We start from the raw sequence: 14,768 nt of genomic DNA on the forward strand, positions 1-14,768 counted from the left end.
AAACTACTAGTGCTTATACCATCAAAAAACACCGGCCCTATTACCATAGGGCCGGTGTTTTCAGGAGAGAAACAGCTTCCACCACTTCCGTTTTCGCTTCATATCAGCAGCGGCGGTTTGTCTGAAGGTTTGGACAAAATCACTAAACATTTCTTCGCGTTCAGCTACGCTTTGACGATGAAGCTTACGCTCTTTCTCCATTTCTTTCAAATAATAGACTCGTTCTTCATTCATCGAATCAATTAAATCACGAAGCTCTTCTGTCGTATTAGTTGAAGAATTATTTAATTTTTCAACCATAAATTTTACTTGATTCATTGCAACGGTAGAATTGCTTGAGAATCGGTCTAATAAATACTGCATTTCTTTAGAGGATTCATCCGCATTCTCCATGACATCTTTCATGAACAGGCGCATATCCTCTGTTTTTTCTTCCGCAATTGTTGAATAATCTTCAATCAAAGAAGTGACTTCATCAAACGATTTTTCGTTAGAACGGATAATTTTTTTAGACATATTTTCTACATCTCTTGCGCTGCGTTCTGAAGACTCAGAGATATATGCCCCGACCGACTCCACCATTTCTACAGTTTGAGTAGCACTTTTTTCAAGCTCTTTTTTTACTTCTCCGACAATTTCTTCCCGAACTTCATTTCGCATTCCTTCTCGCATTTCTTTTAACAAATCAGCTTTAAACGTATCAAGTACTTCAAACACATCTTCATAGCGGCGAACAGCTTCTACTAGTTCCCCTTGAAGCAGCTCTTTTTCATTCACGACAAGGTCGTTTGGTTTTGGTTCTTCAATAGAAGCAGAAATAGCCTGCTTTTCTTCTTCAGTAGCTAATCGTGCTTCAGGTATAGGAGGAGTCTTCTCTTGCTTATTCTCCGAAATGCTTTCCTGCTTTTCAGCAGCTTTTTTCTTTTCTTGCTTCATTTGTTTATTGGAGTGTTCTTGAAAATCAATGACGTTTTCTTTTTTAGCAGTTTTCAACTTTGCTGGTTCTTCTTCTTTTGAAACCGCTGCCTCTGATTCCATCACTAAATGCTCCTGCTCTTCTTGTTCCTTTATCAGCAGCTGAACATATTCTTTGACTTCATCTAACGTACATTGTTCATCAAACAGCTGTTTAATATCATTAAATAATTCAATTTGTTCCTCTGTATAGACACGGGCCCCATCTACTCGTTCAATTGTTAAATAGCTGCCCAATAATTTTTCCCATTGTTTTAACGTTTTCTTTTCTACCTCTAATTGATCACTTACTTTTTTAATTGTATACGTCTCCATCATTTTTCATTTCCTCCCTTATCTATTTTCATCCAACTATGTAATGGATTATTTGTTGTATGTTGTATTCACCATATCTTCACTTGTTTTCCTGCTAGGTGACAAAGGTTGTCAAAACTAGACGACATTAGCCTTCTATGTAAAGAAAACGCATATTTTGTAAAAAAATGTACAGAAATGCGCAAATGGCAAAAATGGAAAACATAAAAGAAAAGGAGAGTATAGAAAACAGTTGACGGGAAAAAATGAATCCTATAAGATAAGTTTAAATGTTTAAGTTCTTGAACATATAAACATAAGGAGTGAACACTATGTCACAGCATTATGCGCTCATCACCGGTGCGTCCGGAGGAATAGGTAAAGAGTTAGCTTATCAATTCGCAAAGGATGGCCATTCTTTAATTTTAGTTGCCAGAAGTGCTGATAAACTAACAGCGATTAGAGAGAATTTAAAATCTACTTATAATATTGACGTAATAACGGTTGTAAAGGATTTATCAAGAGAAGAAGAGATACAGTCACTGTATGAAGAACTTAAAAATAAAGAAATGCACGTTGATTATTTAGTGAACAATGCAGGTTTTGGACTATACGGTAAATTTATTGAAACAGCTTTAGATGAAGAGTTAAACATGATTGACTTAAATATCCGAGCATTAACTCATTTAACAAAATTATTTTTACCCGATATGGTCAAAAGAAATCACGGGAAAATTTTAAACATTGCGTCCGTTGCTGCATTTATGCCGGGTCCGCTTATGACAGTGTATTACGCAACGAAAGCGTACGTATTATCTTTCACAGAGGCCCTTGAAAATGAATTAAGAGGTACCAATGTAACGGTAAGTGCTCTATGCCCGGGTCCAACTAAAACGGGTTTTAGCGACCGGGCCCAGCTGAGCAATTCCAAGCTTTTTCAAAGCGGTGCAATGGATGTAGAAGCAGTTGCTAAAGCGGGCTATAAAAAATTTATGAAAGGGCAGACGGTTATCGTACCAGGAGTACAGTTTCGTTTCGCCACCTTCATCCCGCGCTTTGTACCAAGAAAGTGGCTTTCATCCGTTGTCCGCAGAACACAAGAAATTAAATAAAGGAGAATATTTATGAGTGAAAAAGCAGTGGAGTTATTTCGTGCCAGCATTCCTATTTTTCAGGCTCTAAGTGATTCAGCAAGACAAGATATTATTTTGCTGCTCGCGGAAAAAGAGCCTTTAACCGTTAATGAAATTGCAAACGAGTCTACTTTATCACGACCGGCAATTTCTCATCATTTAAAAATTTTACGTGATCAAAAGCTTGTGCAAATTGAGCAAAAAGGAACGCAGAGATATTATTCATTGGCTTTAAACGAGGCAGTTGAGCTATTAAAAAGCTTGCTTGCTACAGTTGAAGCTGAATGTTTATAGGGAGATGAAAGAGATGAACCACGAGCAATTCTATATCACAGATGAAACGGTCATTGAACATATTGTCTCTACACAAAAGCAGTATTTCTATGCACAAAAGACAAAGAGCATCAGCAGCCGCATTCAAGCGCTGAATAAGCTCAGAGACGCAGTCAAACAAAACGAGCAGAGAATTATGAATGCTTTAAAACAAGACTTGAATAAATCTGAAGTAGAGGCGTACACGTCGGAAATTGGGATTTTACTAGAGGAAATTCGGTTTACGCTTAAGCATTTAGCAAAATGGATGAAGCCTAAAAAAGTAAAAACCGCTTTAACACACGTGGGCTCTAAAGGGAAAATTGTGCCTGAACCGTATGGAGTCGCGTTAATTATTGCTCCGTGGAACTATCCGTTTCAATTAGCGCTGTCTCCTTTAGTAGGAGCGATTGCTGCTGGAAACACGGCGATTATAAAGCCTTCTGAATTAACGCCTAGCGTATCTCGGGTTATACAAGAATTACTAGCTGAGGCTTTTGATCCCGCATTTGTGACGGTGATTGAAGGCGCTGTAGACACGACGAGCCTGCTTTTAAAACAGCCCCTCGATTATATTTTCTTTACGGGAAGTGTAAATGTAGGGAAAATTATTATGCAAGAAGCAGGGAAGCAGCTTATTCCCGTCACGCTGGAGCTAGGAGGAAAAAGTCCTTGCATTGTACATGAAGATGCAAACCTAGATCTTGCAGCGAAGCGAATTATGTTTGGCAAAGGAATGAATGCAGGCCAAACGTGCGTTGCTCCTGATTATTTGCTCGTGCATAAAAAGGTAAAAGCGCAGCTAGTGGAGAAACTTCGCGAAGCGATTTATCAATTTTACGGTAGTAATCCGCTTGAAAGTGAGCGCTACGGCCGTATTGTCAGTGAGCGCCATTTTATTCGGCTAGTTGAGTTTTTAAAAGACGGAAACGCTATAGTTGGAGGCGGGTATAATAAAAGTACGCTCACAATAGAACCTACGGTGTTAAGTGAAGTAAGCTGGACATCAGACGTTATGCAAGAAGAAATTTTTGGGCCTATTCTTCCTATGATTGAATACGAAACGCTAGACGAAGTTATTCATAAAGTTCAAGAAAAAGCTAAGCCGTTAGCTCTTTACTTGTTTACGGAAAGTGCAAATGTACAAAATGTCATAACGGAGCGTCTTTCATTTGGAGGAGGCTGTATAAATGATACGCTTATGCATATCGCTACGCCATATTTACCCTTTGGCGGAGTTGGAGAAAGCGGTACGGGCCAATATCATGGAAAAGACAGCTTTCAGACATTTTCTCATTTTAAAAGCATGCTGTCTCAAACAACCAAGTTTGATTTGTCATTCCGCTATCCTTCAGAGAAACAAAACTTGAAAATGATTAAAAAATTATTGAAATAAAAAGCCTCCTGATAGGAGGCTTTTTCGTTATTTTGAAAGTGAAAGCTGAGAAAGCGGCCATTTTTCTTGTGTATACGCCATTTCCCAAAATAAATACTCCAGCTCACAGCTTTTGATAAAGTGATCTTTCATACGATTACGTTCTTCTTCAGTCGCTTGCTCGGCGAGTTCATCAAGCTTGTTACAAAACCATTGTGTTGTGCCATTCATTTCTTCATTATTATAAAACTGAATCCATTCATAAAAAGGATGAGAAGGAGATGGATTTACTTGTTCTGTAATGCGCTGGCCAATTTCAACGTACGTCCACGGACATGGAAGAAGCACGGCAATGATTTCCGCTAAGCTGCCTGTATGCGCAACGCTTGTCATATGGTTAATGTAGTGGCTGGCCGTTGGTGAAAGAGCCTCAGTGTGGAGGTCTTCATAGCGTACGCCTGCTACTTCACAAAAATTATTATGAGGGTGTACTTCACTATGTAATACCGTAGAAATGCCGGCATTAAAGGCTTCCATTTCGGTACGCGTGCGGCATTTTGTTAAAGCAGCGCCGTAAATGCGGACAAATGCTGTTAAGTATTCGTAGTCTTGAGAAACGTAGTGAATAAGCGCCTCTTTTGGCACGTCTCCTTCAGCAATTCCTTTAATAAAAGGGTGGTTAAAAATGGCTTCGTAAATATAGTTTGCTTCTTGTCTTAATTGAGATGAAAATGACATCAAAATCCTCCTTTAATATGAGGAAGTCACAAACAAGCACATAAAGGAAATAAAAAACACTCCGTTTATAAACGGAGTGGCAAAGGACAGTACAAAACTGAACATTGCCACTTTCCTACGCTGGTATGAGCCAGATCAGGTTCAAAGGGATCAAGAAAACTTGTCTCAGCCGGTCGGCACCCCTAGTGGACTTCCTATTAGTCTATGTTTAACTTACCATATATTCTGAAAAATAGAAAGCGTTATGGAAAATTGTTCCCTAACGGTTTTTATCTCTTAAAGAGGTAGCTTCTTGAAGCTATTTTTAATCATTTTTGTTTAAAAATGCATATTTTTAGGGAAGAAGAGGTATTAATGAAGGGAAGAGCCGTTTTCGTCTCCGAAACATTCCCATATAAATAGAAGAAAGGAGAGAACAAAATGGCAAAATTTCGTTTGTATGCTGTATTAAATGCAGTAGGCTTGGCTATTACACTTCTTGTGAATTATTTAGCAAATGCGATTCCAATAGGAGGCAAAACAACGGCAGAGGCTTCTGCGCAAGTTCCTACGTTGTTTACACCAGCCGGTTATGCCTTTGCTATCTGGGGCGTTATTTATTTGTTATTAACCATTTGGGTTATACGCCAATTTTTTGCAAGAGAAGATCAAAAAGAAATATATGCACGTATAGGCATTTGGTTTTTTCTAAACTGTTTGTTAAATAGTGCGTGGATCTTTATTTTCCAAAACGATTACTATAAGTTATCCCTTTTAGTTATGCTCTTTATTTTAGGCACATTAATGATTGTATATTCCATTATTCAGCATTCTCGGATGACGACATGGTTTATGCGTCTGCCGATTTCGCTTTATCTTGGATGGATTTCTGTTGCGACTATTGTTAATGTATTTGTCGTATTTCAAGCAAATGGAATACAGCACTTGCTTGGCCTAAATGAATTAGCATGGACGATTATTATGCTGCTGGTAGGGGCTGCGCTGGGCATTATGTTTACATTAAAAAACCGAGACGCTGTTTATCCGCTTGTTTTTATTTGGGCTTATATTGCCATTGCGGTGAAACAAAGTGGAAATCAGCCAATTGTCATTACTGTTATCATCTCGATTGTTTTATTAGCAATTGCTATTATTGTGGGACTGATTAAACGCTATAGACGTTTTTAAAAAGAAGCTCTAGCTTTTGTAAGCTAGAGCTTTTTATGATGCTCTTTTGATTGTAAAAAAGCAGCTGTAAAAGCAATTAAGCTAATTAAAATACCAAAAGGAACAACAATTGGTACGAATGATAAAATAAATGTCATAAGCGTAACCTCCATGTTGCATCGGTGCATAATGAAAAATTCAACTTTTTAAATTGAAGTTCCGCTATTATAGTATGCTAGGCTTTATGTTTGGAGCCTATATGTTTAGAAATAAACGAAAAAGGCAACATACGTTACATATAGTTTATATAGGAGGAGTTAAAATGGAAACATATTTAGTGGCTTACACAGATAAAGACGATATGGAATATAAACAAGTGACGTGCGAGAGTTATGAAGATGCAGAGCGTACGGTTCTTCGTTTAGAGAGAGAAGGGCATATGCATATTGAAGAAATATCAAATCAAGAAGCCTACCGTGGAGACGAATCATCGTACAGAGAATAATTTTTGAATAGAAACATCAAACTCAAAATGAAGAGGCAGCTGCTTCTTCATTTTTTCTATTCTATATAGATATCGTTTTATAGAAAAAAGTAAAACGGGAATGATTTTCTTCTGCATTTATGGTACAGTACTAATCAGGTGAGTTTTGAGTTTAGAAGAGGAGAGAGTAACATTATATGAGTAAAGGAAATCAGTGGTCTTCACGCCTCGGTTTTATTTTAGCATCTGCTGGGGCAGCAATTGGTCTAGGAGCGATATGGAAATTTCCATACGTAACCGGAACCAGTGGCGGTGGAGCATTTTTTGCGTTGTTTATTTTATTTACAATTTTTATTGGATTGCCGCTTCTGTTGGCAGAATTTATCATTGGAAGACATACGGGAAAAGAAGCGATTAGTGCTTATAAGGCAATTGCTCCAAAGTCCGCTTGGGTATGGATTGGCAGGCTGGGAGTACTCAGCTGTGTCGTTTTGCTTTCCTTTTACAGCGTCGTTGGCGGCTGGGTGATTTTATATACGATTATGAGCGTAACCGGTATGCTAAGCGGAAAAGAGTACGGCCCGTTGTTCAATGCCGTCATTAGCCAACCTTATGTGGTATTAGGTGCACAAGCGCTGTTTTTATTAATTACAGTGTTTGTTATTTCAAAAGGCGTACAAAAAGGCATAGAGCGTGCTAATAAATACATGATGCCACTGTTATTTATCTGTTTTATTATCATTGTGGTTCGCTCTTTAACATTAGACGGAGCTATGGACGGAGTAAAGTTCTTTTTAAAACCGGATTTTTCAGCCATTACAGGGTCATCTGTTCTCTATGCGCTCGGTCAGTCGTTTTTCTCGCTTTGCGTAGGATTATCCTGCATGGTGACATATAGCTCTTATTTAGGGAAAAAAGTAAGCTTGACGCGTTCAGCTGGCACCATTGCTATTTTGAACTTGTTTGTTTCGCTGCTTGCAGGCTTGGCTATTTTTCCAGCTGTTTTTTCATTCGGATTAAAGCCAACCGAAGGACCTGGACTTTTGTTTGTGGTCTTGCCAACAGTATTTGAGAAAATGCCGTTTGGCACCGTCTTTTTAGCACTGTTTTTAATTTTATTTCTATTTGCTACGCTTACGTCTGCTTTTTCACTGTTGGAAATTATCGTAGCTGCTTTAACCAAAGACGATCAGACAAAACGAACTCGCTACGCTTCTTTAGCAGGGATTCTTGTGTTTGTAGTAGGTATCCCATCAGCGCTTTCGTTCGGTGTACTAAAACATGTCTCACTTTTTGGCAGAAGTATATTTGACGTAGCTGACTTTTTTGTGAGCAATTTAATGCTGCCTCTTGGAAGTTTAGCTATTGCAATTTTTGTGACATTTAAAATGAAAAAAGAAGCCGTGTATGAAGAGTTTATTTCAGGAAGTACAAAAGGCGCTAAATTATTCAACGCATGGTTCTTTCTAGTTAAATATGTATTACCTATTATTATTATAGCTGTTCTGTTAAGCTTACTTGTTGCATATTAAAAAAAGCACTCATCTGAGTGCTTTTTTGTTTATTTTGCAAAAACGTGATTTCCGATTGTAATCGTAACCTGTTTTTGACGAAGCCATTGATCGCTTGTTTTATCTGGGTTAAAGAAGAATAACGAACCTTTTCCTTGACCTCTAAACGCTAGTGCTTCATTTACAGCTTTTTTTGCTTCAGCATCCGCTGCTTTATTAATTTCACCGTTTTGTACAGGTGTAAACTGTGTACCTTGATAAATGACATCATGAATAGAGTTTGGGAAAGAATCGCTATCCACGCGGTTTAAAACGACTGTTGCTACAGCCACTTTGCCAGCGTAAGGTTCACCTTTTGCTTCAGCTTGTACAAGGCGAGCTAACAATTCTTTATCGCTTTCGCTAATAGAGTTAGGGATTGTTAATGTTTCATTTGCATTAATAGAGTCGGTAGATTTGTGATTCGCTTCTTTTAACTGTTTAACCGTAACGCCGTATTCAGCGCCAATCTTGTAAAGAGTCTCTCCGGCTTTTACGCGATGGGTTGTTTCAGCGGCATTTGCCCCGTGACTCATGCCGAACATAGGAACTGCTAGTGCTCCAATAATTGCTAGTTTCTTAAACATAAAGTAAGTACCTCCTGAAATCCTTTTGAACGCCCCTTTTATCACGGATCGGTGCGTGCTGTGCACCGAACTTTATATGTACGTTTCAAAGATTAACAGGTGTCAATACATCTTGTCACTGCTTAAAACATACCAATCTAGGAAGATATTATAATAGTTAACAGATAATTTGAAAAATACGTTGACTGATAATAAAGGAGTGAATTATAATGAACGAGTAAATAGTTAACCGTTTAACTGGAGAGATTTTATGGGAGAAAAGATAACGATTCGTGATGTAGCAAAGCATGCAGGGGTGTCTGCAGCTTCAGTATCTTACGTCTTGAACGGAATTAACAAAGTATCCGATGAAACAAAAGAGCGAATTTTAACAGCGGTAAAAGAATTAAACTACGAACCAAATTTAACCGCCGTTAGTCTTTCGAAACAAAAGTCAAATATGATTGGCGTGATGTTCCCGCTTACAGATGATTCACTTTCTACTATATTTAAAGATAACCATTATTACAGTGAAATGATTAGTGGAATTGAATATGTAATCCGTAAGCATGGTTATGATCTAGTCATATCTGGAGTGAGTAGCCCAGCTGATTGCCTAAAATGGATTCGAACGAGAAATGTTGATGGTCTTCTGTTTTTAGGAGCCTTCCCGCATCGATTGTATGAGAAAATGAAAGCGTTATCGAATCCGATTGTGCTAGTTGATACATACGAAAGGTACGAACGTGATTATCATCATATTTCTGTAGACGATGAGTATGGAGGATATCTCGCTACAACACATTTAGTGAGTTTGGGGCATAAAGAAATTGCCTTTGTTGCTCATCACCTCGTCAATAGTCCAGTGGATAAAAAGAGGTATATAGGCTACGAGAAAGCATTAAAAGAAGCGGGCATTACACCATCAAAGACGTTTGTTTTTGAAGTGAACGAAAGTTCCTTTGACAACGGTTACAATTTAGGGAACAAGCTGCTGCAAGAGCATAAGGATATTCGGGCGGTTTTTGCATCCTCTGATACGCTGGCGCTTGGAATTATGAAAGCACTGCAAGAAAAGGGGAAAAGAATTCCGCAGGACTATTCAATCGTAGGGTTTGACGACATCACGTTTAGCAGCTATGCATCTCCAAGTCTAACAACCATTCGTCAAGATGTATTTAACAAAGGAGTCGTCGCCGCGACGTCTGTTATTCAAGCAATCGAACACCGTTTCAGCACGCTGCAGCATGTAAAATTATCGGTTGAACTTGTTATTCGAGATTCGACTGCTAAGCGCGAGTGAACCACAGTAAGTTAACCGGTTAACCAAAGTTTAGCATTGATAAAAAAAGGGGATATAAGTTAGCATTCACAAAAAAGGGGATATGAAAATGATTAATGTTACAGTATGGAACGAAAATCGTCATGAACAGAAAAATCCGGTTGTAAGAGAAATTTACTCTGAAGGCATTCACGGTGCCATCGCTTCTTTCTTAGAAGAAGGAGGATTTCGTACGCACACAGCAACATTAGACGAAGTAGAACACGGGTTGACTGAAGAAGTATTAAATCAAACTGATGTTTTAGTATGGTGGGGTCATTTAGCACATGACGAAGTAAAAGATGACATCGTTGAGAAAGTAAAGCAGCGCGTGCTAGACGGTATGGGGCTTATTGTCTTACACTCAGGTCACTTTTCCAAGATCTTTAAAACGTTAATGGGCACAAGCTGCGACTTAAAATGGCGTGAAGCAGATGAAAAAGAGCGCTTGTGGGTAGTAGAACCGAGCCATCCGATTGTGGAAGGTATTGGTGAATTTATCGAGCTTGAGCGCGAAGAAATGTACGGAGAGCACTTTGATATTCCAGCACCTGATGAACTGATTTTCACGAGCTGGTTTGAAGGCGGAGAAATTTTCAGAAGCGGCTGCACGTACAAACGCGGAAACGGAAAAGTATTTTATTTCAGACCTGGACATGAAACATATCCAACATACCATAACAAAGACATTCAGCGTGTCATTATGAATGCTATTAAATGGGCGAAGCCGGCAGAGAGAAAACGTCCTGTTTACGGCAATGCGCAACCGCTTGAATCAATCGCTGTTAAAAACTAATGAATAATGCTTAAGCAAAGGGGATAGGAAAGATGGCAAAAGTAAAAATTGGCGTTATTGGGTGCGGAAGCATTGCGCAACACCGTCACTTACCAGAATATAAGATGAATGAACAAGTAGAATTAGTAGCCGTTTGCGATATAAACACAGAACGTGCAAACAGCGTAGCACAGCAGTACGGTGTAAAAGCGTACACAAACTATGAAGAACTTTTAGCAAGCGGTACAGTGGAAGCAGTGAGCGTATGTACGCCCAATTATCTTCATGCGCCTATTTCGGTTGCAGCGTTAAACAGCGGAGTTCATGTTCTGTGTGAAAAGCCGATGGCAACATCAGAAGAAGAAGCGAAAGCGATGATTGAAGCAGCAAAAACAAACGGTAAAAAACTAATGATCGGACATAATCAGCGCTTTGTAGCTTCTCATCAAAAAGCTCGTGAACTTATTGAAAAAGGGGAAATCGGTAAAATTTATAGTTTCCGTACGGCTTTTGGCCACGGTGGTCCTGAAGGCTGGAGCGTGGACGGAAAAGAAAGCTGGTTCTTCAAAAAAGACGAAGCGTTTATTGGTGCTATGGGGGATTTAGGCGTTCATAAAACCGATATGCTCCGCTACATATTAAATGAAGAAATTGTAGAAGTCGGTGCATTCGTGGAAAGCAATGCAAAAGACTTTGCAAATGTAGACGACAATGCTGTGTGCGTATTAAAAACGGAAAGCGGGATTATCGGGACGCTTGCGGCAAGCTGGGCTTACAATGGAAAAGAAGATAACTCCACGATTGTTTACGGCGAGAAAGGGATTCTTCGTTTAGAGGACGATCCGACGTATTCATTAGTTGCACAATATGCAACGGGTGAAGTGGTGAACTATGAATTAGGAAAAATCCAGTCGAACGATGAAGGCGGACAAAGTAATTCTCACGTCATTGAACAATTTGTAGATGCAGTTGCAGAAGATAAAGAATCTCCGGTTCCTGGTGAAGAAGGATTAAAATCACTTGCTGTTATTTTAGCAGCTTTAAAATCAAGTCAAACGAAACAAATTACGCGCGTGTAAGAGGTGAAAAACGTGAGAATTGGCATAATCGGAGCAGGAGGGATTGCTGTAAGCAGGCATATCCCAGCATTCAAACAACTGGGTGATGAATGTGTGATTTGGGGGCTTAGCGATATTAATAGTGAAAGAGCCACAGAAGTAGCCAATGAACATAATATCCCTCACGTATTTGTTGATTACAAAGATATGTTTAAAGAAGTGGATGCTGTATGTATTTGTACACCGAATAAATTTCACGCCGAGTTTGCAGTAGAAGCGCTAAAAGCAGGCGTTCACGTTCTATGTGAAAAGCCGATGGCGATGTCTAAAGAGCAAGGTGAAGAAATGCTTGCTGCTGCTAGAGAATCAGGTAAGCAGTTAGCGATTGCGTATCACTACCGATTCATGAAAGAAGCGCAGGCTGCGAAAAAAATGATGACAGAGGTAGGGCGTCCATTAGTTGCACGTGTCAGAGCAATGCGTCGCCGAAAGGTTCCCGGTTGGGGCGTATTTACGAACAAAGATCTTCAAGGAGGAGGCAGCTTAATTGATTACGGCTGCCATTTGCTTGATTTAACGCTTTGGCTAATGGGAAACCCAAAGCATACTGAAGTACTGGGAAGTACATATAATGACCTGAGTAAAACGCCTAACCAATTAAATCAATGGGGAGCATTTGATCATGAAACATTCGGTGTGGATGATCATGTAACGGCCTATATTAAATTTGAAAATGGAGCGTCGCTTCTTTTAGAAACTTCTTGGGCTGCTAATATCGAAGATGATGAAGAGCACGTAAGCATATCAGGGGTAGAGGGCGGTTTAAGCGTGTTTCCGTTTGAACTATACACGTCCAAAAACGGTATGCTCATGAACAGTACGTCACCTTGGATAGATGGAGAAGATGATTACAGCTTAAGTCAGGCTAAAAATTTCGTTGAAGCGTGTAAAGGAAATGCTGAATTAGTAGTAAAGCCACAAGAAGCGCTTCAAGTCTCAGCTATTATTGATGAAATATATCGCACAGGGGGAAATTAAAATGAAACTTGGAGTATTCACGGTCTTATTTGCGGATCTTTCTTTTGAAGAGATGTTAGATAAAGTAAAATCAGCAGGTCTTCATGCTGTTGAAATCGGAACGGGAGGCTATCCGGGAAACAGCCATTGTCCGCTAGATGAGCTGCTTGAAGATGAGGGAAAAAGAGAAGCATATATGAAGCAAATAAAAGACCGCGGACTTACAATCAGCGCATTTAGCTGCCACGGCAATCCTATTTCACCTGAGGCAAGTTTTGCAAAAGAATCTGACGAAACGCTTCGCAAGACCATCCAACTAGCATCATTAGTAGATGTTCCAGTGGTTAACTGCTTTTCTGGAACAGCAGGAGATCACGAAGAAGCGAAGTACCCAAACTGGCCTGTTACTCCTTGGCCTAACGAGTATGGAGACGTATTGAATTGGCAGTGGGAAAATAAGCTTGTTCCTTATTGGAAAGAAATTGGAGAACTAGCGGAGGAGCATAACGTAAAAATTGGTTTAGAACTTCACGGTGGATTTTTAGTTCATACTCCGTATACGCTCCTAAAGCTTCGCGAAAAAACAAGTCCAGCGATTGGCGCTAACCTTGATCCAAGTCATTTATGGTGGCAAGGAATTGATCCGGTAGGAGCTATTAAAATTTTAGCAAAAGAAAATGCGATTCATCATTTCCATGCAAAGGATACGTACTTGGACCAGGATAATATTAACATGTATGGACTGACGGATATGCAGCCATACGGAGAAGTCCAAACGCGTGCATGGACGTTTAGATCCGTAGGATGCGGACATGATGTAAAAGAGTGGTCTGATATGATGAGTGCCCTTCGCACATACGGATACGATTATGTAGTCAGCATTGAGCATGAAGATCCAATCATGTCGATTGAAGAAGGATTTAAACGCGCGGTTACAAACTTACAAAGTGTATTAATTGAAGAAACTCCGTCACAAATGTGGTGGGCGTAAGCAAAAAGAAGCATCTCTAAAAAGAGGTGCTTCTTTTATTTTCGATGATAAATTATTTGCCTTTTGTTCACCTGAATTTCGATACAAACGGGTGATTGGTAACCCAAAAGCGCCAAGGGTAATCCTTCGCTTCACCAGAATTATCAATGCCAACGCGAGGTCCGGCGGAAATCGCTGAAGGAGTGAAGCCACGAGCAATATAAAGAGGAGGGGTGGTTAAATCATGACCGTACAAATCCATTGAAACCTCTAGTGCTTTTGTTAGTTTCCCAGGACCGTTTGTCCAATTTATTTCATTTTCCATCCCTCGACGTCTAGTTTTCATCAAATCTTTTCCGCTAAATGGCTCAATAGCTCGAATGAGGACGCCTTCTGGACAATCGATGTCGCTGCTTACAACATTGAGTAAACAATGTGTATGCATTGTATGCGTATAGGCATGACCAGGAGGACCGAACATTACCTCTGTTCTTTTTGTGCGCCGGTTATTAAAGCTATGAGCTGCTCGATCGAAAGGCCCTTTATAAGCCTCTGTTTCTACAATAAAACCAGATGCAGCTCCTTCTGCCGTTTCGTGAACAAGAAGACATCCTAACAGCGACTGAGCTAGTTCAAGCGTAGGCTGTTGATAAAACGAAAGAGGAAGTGGTTCAATTGCTAAAAGAGAACGCGTCATTTGCTGTAGTCCATCCTTTCAAAGCAAAGTCATTCACGCTGTTATTGCGCATCTTTTATTATGATGTTTTCTTTGTTATTTTGCAAAGGGAGGGACTGATTCATACAGTAGTCTTTCTTACCCACGTTCAAGTATTTATCATGATTCAACTTACTCTATGAAATTATTTTAAAGAAGGGTTTCGTTTTGCACGTGTAGGGGGAATATTTTACTACAATACTTCGCTTTTGCTGCTGGTATGATATACACAGTTCATCCATATTTTACATGCTTTTAGTTTTTAAAAATAGTGATCCGTCTTTTCTTTATTTTCGTTCTACACATGAAAGCAAAATAAAAAGATTGAATGGTAGAAAG

Annotated in this window: 15 protein-coding genes and 1 riboswitch; of the genes, 11 read left to right on the top strand and 4 right to left on the bottom strand. The window is 39.5% G+C overall.

All coding sequences use genetic code 11. The features are described 5' to 3' along the window. Positions 1–60 precede the first annotated feature (60 nt). Positions 61–1,293, bottom strand: coding sequence for a helix-turn-helix domain-containing protein (locus tag NST66_RS09205; protein WP_028413525.1), 1,233 nt, complete (start codon positions 1,291–1,293; stop codon positions 61–63). 308 nt (positions 1,294–1,601) lie between these two features. Here NST66_RS09205 and NST66_RS09210 point away from each other — a divergent pair, with 308 nt between their 5' ends. From NST66_RS09210 to NST66_RS09220, 3 genes are read left to right on the top strand one after another with little or no spacing between them, the layout of a single operon-like run. Further along, the gene (locus NST66_RS09210; protein WP_033578847.1) at positions 1,602–2,381 is read left to right on the top strand and encodes an SDR family NAD(P)-dependent oxidoreductase; all 780 of its coding nucleotides are present in this window, start codon (positions 1,602–1,604) and stop codon (positions 2,379–2,381) included. Positions 2,382–2,393: 12 nt separating this feature from the next. Beyond that, the gene (locus tag NST66_RS09215) at positions 2,394–2,696 is read left to right on the top strand and encodes an ArsR/SmtB family transcription factor (protein ID WP_033578848.1); all 303 of its coding nucleotides are present in this window, start codon (positions 2,394–2,396) and stop codon (positions 2,694–2,696) included. 13 nt (positions 2,697–2,709) lie between these two features. Further along, entirely contained in the window at positions 2,710–4,110 is a 1,401-nt protein-coding gene (locus tag NST66_RS09220; RefSeq protein ID WP_049164313.1) for an aldehyde dehydrogenase, read from the top strand. A 27-nt stretch (positions 4,111–4,137) separates the two neighbouring features. Here NST66_RS09220 and tenA read toward each other — a convergent pair whose 3' ends face one another. Further along, complete coding sequence (gene tenA, locus NST66_RS09225) at positions 4,138–4,827, bottom strand: thiaminase II (protein WP_028413521.1); 690 nt, start codon at positions 4,825–4,827, stop codon at positions 4,138–4,140. A 95-nt stretch (positions 4,828–4,922) separates the two neighbouring features. Continuing rightward, positions 4,923–5,021, bottom strand: a riboswitch (TPP riboswitch). A 226-nt stretch (positions 5,022–5,247) separates the two neighbouring features. On the opposite strand from tenA, the gene NST66_RS09230 reads away from it, so the two are divergent. From NST66_RS09230 to NST66_RS09240, 3 genes are all read left to right on the top strand, one after another. Next, positions 5,248–5,994, top strand: coding sequence for a TspO/MBR family protein (locus NST66_RS09230; RefSeq protein ID WP_033578849.1), 747 nt, complete (start codon positions 5,248–5,250; stop codon positions 5,992–5,994). Between the two features lie 301 nt (positions 5,995–6,295). Next, on the top strand, positions 6,296–6,478 hold the full coding sequence (locus NST66_RS09235; RefSeq protein WP_013056847.1) for a hypothetical protein: 183 nt from the start codon (positions 6,296–6,298) through the stop codon (positions 6,476–6,478). Positions 6,479–6,654: 176 nt separating this feature from the next. Beyond that, positions 6,655–7,989, top strand: coding sequence for a sodium-dependent transporter (locus tag NST66_RS09240; protein ID WP_028413519.1), 1,335 nt, complete (start codon positions 6,655–6,657; stop codon positions 7,987–7,989). A 29-nt stretch (positions 7,990–8,018) separates the two neighbouring features. Here the strand turns inward: NST66_RS09240 and NST66_RS09245 are convergent, their stop codons facing one another. Continuing rightward, on the bottom strand, positions 8,019–8,594 hold the full coding sequence (locus NST66_RS09245; protein WP_028408694.1) for a cell wall hydrolase: 576 nt from the start codon (positions 8,592–8,594) through the stop codon (positions 8,019–8,021). Between the two features lie 250 nt (positions 8,595–8,844). Here NST66_RS09245 and NST66_RS09250 point away from each other — a divergent pair, with 250 nt between their 5' ends. From NST66_RS09250 to NST66_RS09270, 5 genes are all read left to right on the top strand, one after another. Beyond that, entirely contained in the window at positions 8,845–9,876 is a 1,032-nt protein-coding gene (locus NST66_RS09250; protein ID WP_033578850.1) for a LacI family DNA-binding transcriptional regulator, read from the top strand. 88 nt (positions 9,877–9,964) lie between these two features. Continuing rightward, positions 9,965–10,690, top strand: coding sequence for a ThuA domain-containing protein (locus NST66_RS09255; protein WP_028413517.1), 726 nt, complete (start codon positions 9,965–9,967; stop codon positions 10,688–10,690). A 32-nt stretch (positions 10,691–10,722) separates the two neighbouring features. Beyond that, a complete protein-coding gene (locus NST66_RS09260) occupies positions 10,723–11,748 on the top strand; it encodes a Gfo/Idh/MocA family protein (RefSeq protein ID WP_033578851.1) in 1,026 nt (341 codons plus the stop codon). 12 nt (positions 11,749–11,760) lie between these two features. Next, positions 11,761–12,765, top strand: a complete 1,005-nt coding sequence (locus NST66_RS09265) for a Gfo/Idh/MocA family protein (RefSeq protein ID WP_033578852.1) — start codon at positions 11,761–11,763, stop codon at positions 12,763–12,765. A gap of 1 nt (position 12,766) precedes the next feature. After that, positions 12,767–13,735 carry a sugar phosphate isomerase/epimerase family protein gene (locus tag NST66_RS09270; protein WP_028413514.1) on the top strand — a complete coding sequence of 323 codons (969 nt, stop codon included), beginning with the start codon at positions 12,767–12,769 and terminating at the stop codon, positions 13,733–13,735. Positions 13,736–13,802: 67 nt separating this feature from the next. On the opposite strand, the gene NST66_RS09275 is transcribed toward NST66_RS09270, so the two are convergent. Next, positions 13,803–14,411, bottom strand: coding sequence for a DNA-3-methyladenine glycosylase (locus NST66_RS09275; RefSeq protein WP_033578853.1), 609 nt, complete (start codon positions 14,409–14,411; stop codon positions 13,803–13,805). Positions 14,412–14,768 lie beyond the last annotated feature (357 nt).

The organism is Priestia sp. FSL W8-0524 (assembly GCF_038005965.1).
Lineage (GTDB): Bacteria > Bacillota > Bacilli > Bacillales > Bacillaceae_H > Priestia > Priestia zanthoxyli.

Coding starts and splice junctions, on each gene's coding strand:
- NST66_RS09260 (WP_033578851.1), top strand. CDS start 10,723: ATGGCAAAAGTAAAAATTGGCGTTATTGGGTGCGGAAGCATTGCGCAA.
- tenA (WP_028413521.1), bottom strand. CDS start 4,827: ATGTCATTTTCATCTCAATTAAGACAAGAAGCAAACTATATTTACGAA.
- NST66_RS09205 (WP_028413525.1), bottom strand. CDS start 1,293: ATGATGGAGACGTATACAATTAAAAAAGTAAGTGATCAATTAGAGGTA.
- NST66_RS09255 (WP_028413517.1), top strand. CDS start 9,965: ATGATTAATGTTACAGTATGGAACGAAAATCGTCATGAACAGAAAAAT.
- NST66_RS09220 (WP_049164313.1), top strand. CDS start 2,710: ATGAACCACGAGCAATTCTATATCACAGATGAAACGGTCATTGAACAT.
- NST66_RS09275 (WP_033578853.1), bottom strand. CDS start 14,411: ATGACGCGTTCTCTTTTAGCAATTGAACCACTTCCTCTTTCGTTTTAT.
- NST66_RS09250 (WP_033578850.1), top strand. CDS start 8,845: ATGGGAGAAAAGATAACGATTCGTGATGTAGCAAAGCATGCAGGGGTG.
- NST66_RS09230 (WP_033578849.1), top strand. CDS start 5,248: ATGGCAAAATTTCGTTTGTATGCTGTATTAAATGCAGTAGGCTTGGCT.
- NST66_RS09235 (WP_013056847.1), top strand. CDS start 6,296: ATGGAAACATATTTAGTGGCTTACACAGATAAAGACGATATGGAATAT.
- NST66_RS09245 (WP_028408694.1), bottom strand. CDS start 8,594: ATGTTTAAGAAACTAGCAATTATTGGAGCACTAGCAGTTCCTATGTTC.
- NST66_RS09215 (WP_033578848.1), top strand. CDS start 2,394: ATGAGTGAAAAAGCAGTGGAGTTATTTCGTGCCAGCATTCCTATTTTT.
- NST66_RS09210 (WP_033578847.1), top strand. CDS start 1,602: ATGTCACAGCATTATGCGCTCATCACCGGTGCGTCCGGAGGAATAGGT.
- NST66_RS09270 (WP_028413514.1), top strand. CDS start 12,767: ATGAAACTTGGAGTATTCACGGTCTTATTTGCGGATCTTTCTTTTGAA.
- NST66_RS09240 (WP_028413519.1), top strand. CDS start 6,655: ATGAGTAAAGGAAATCAGTGGTCTTCACGCCTCGGTTTTATTTTAGCA.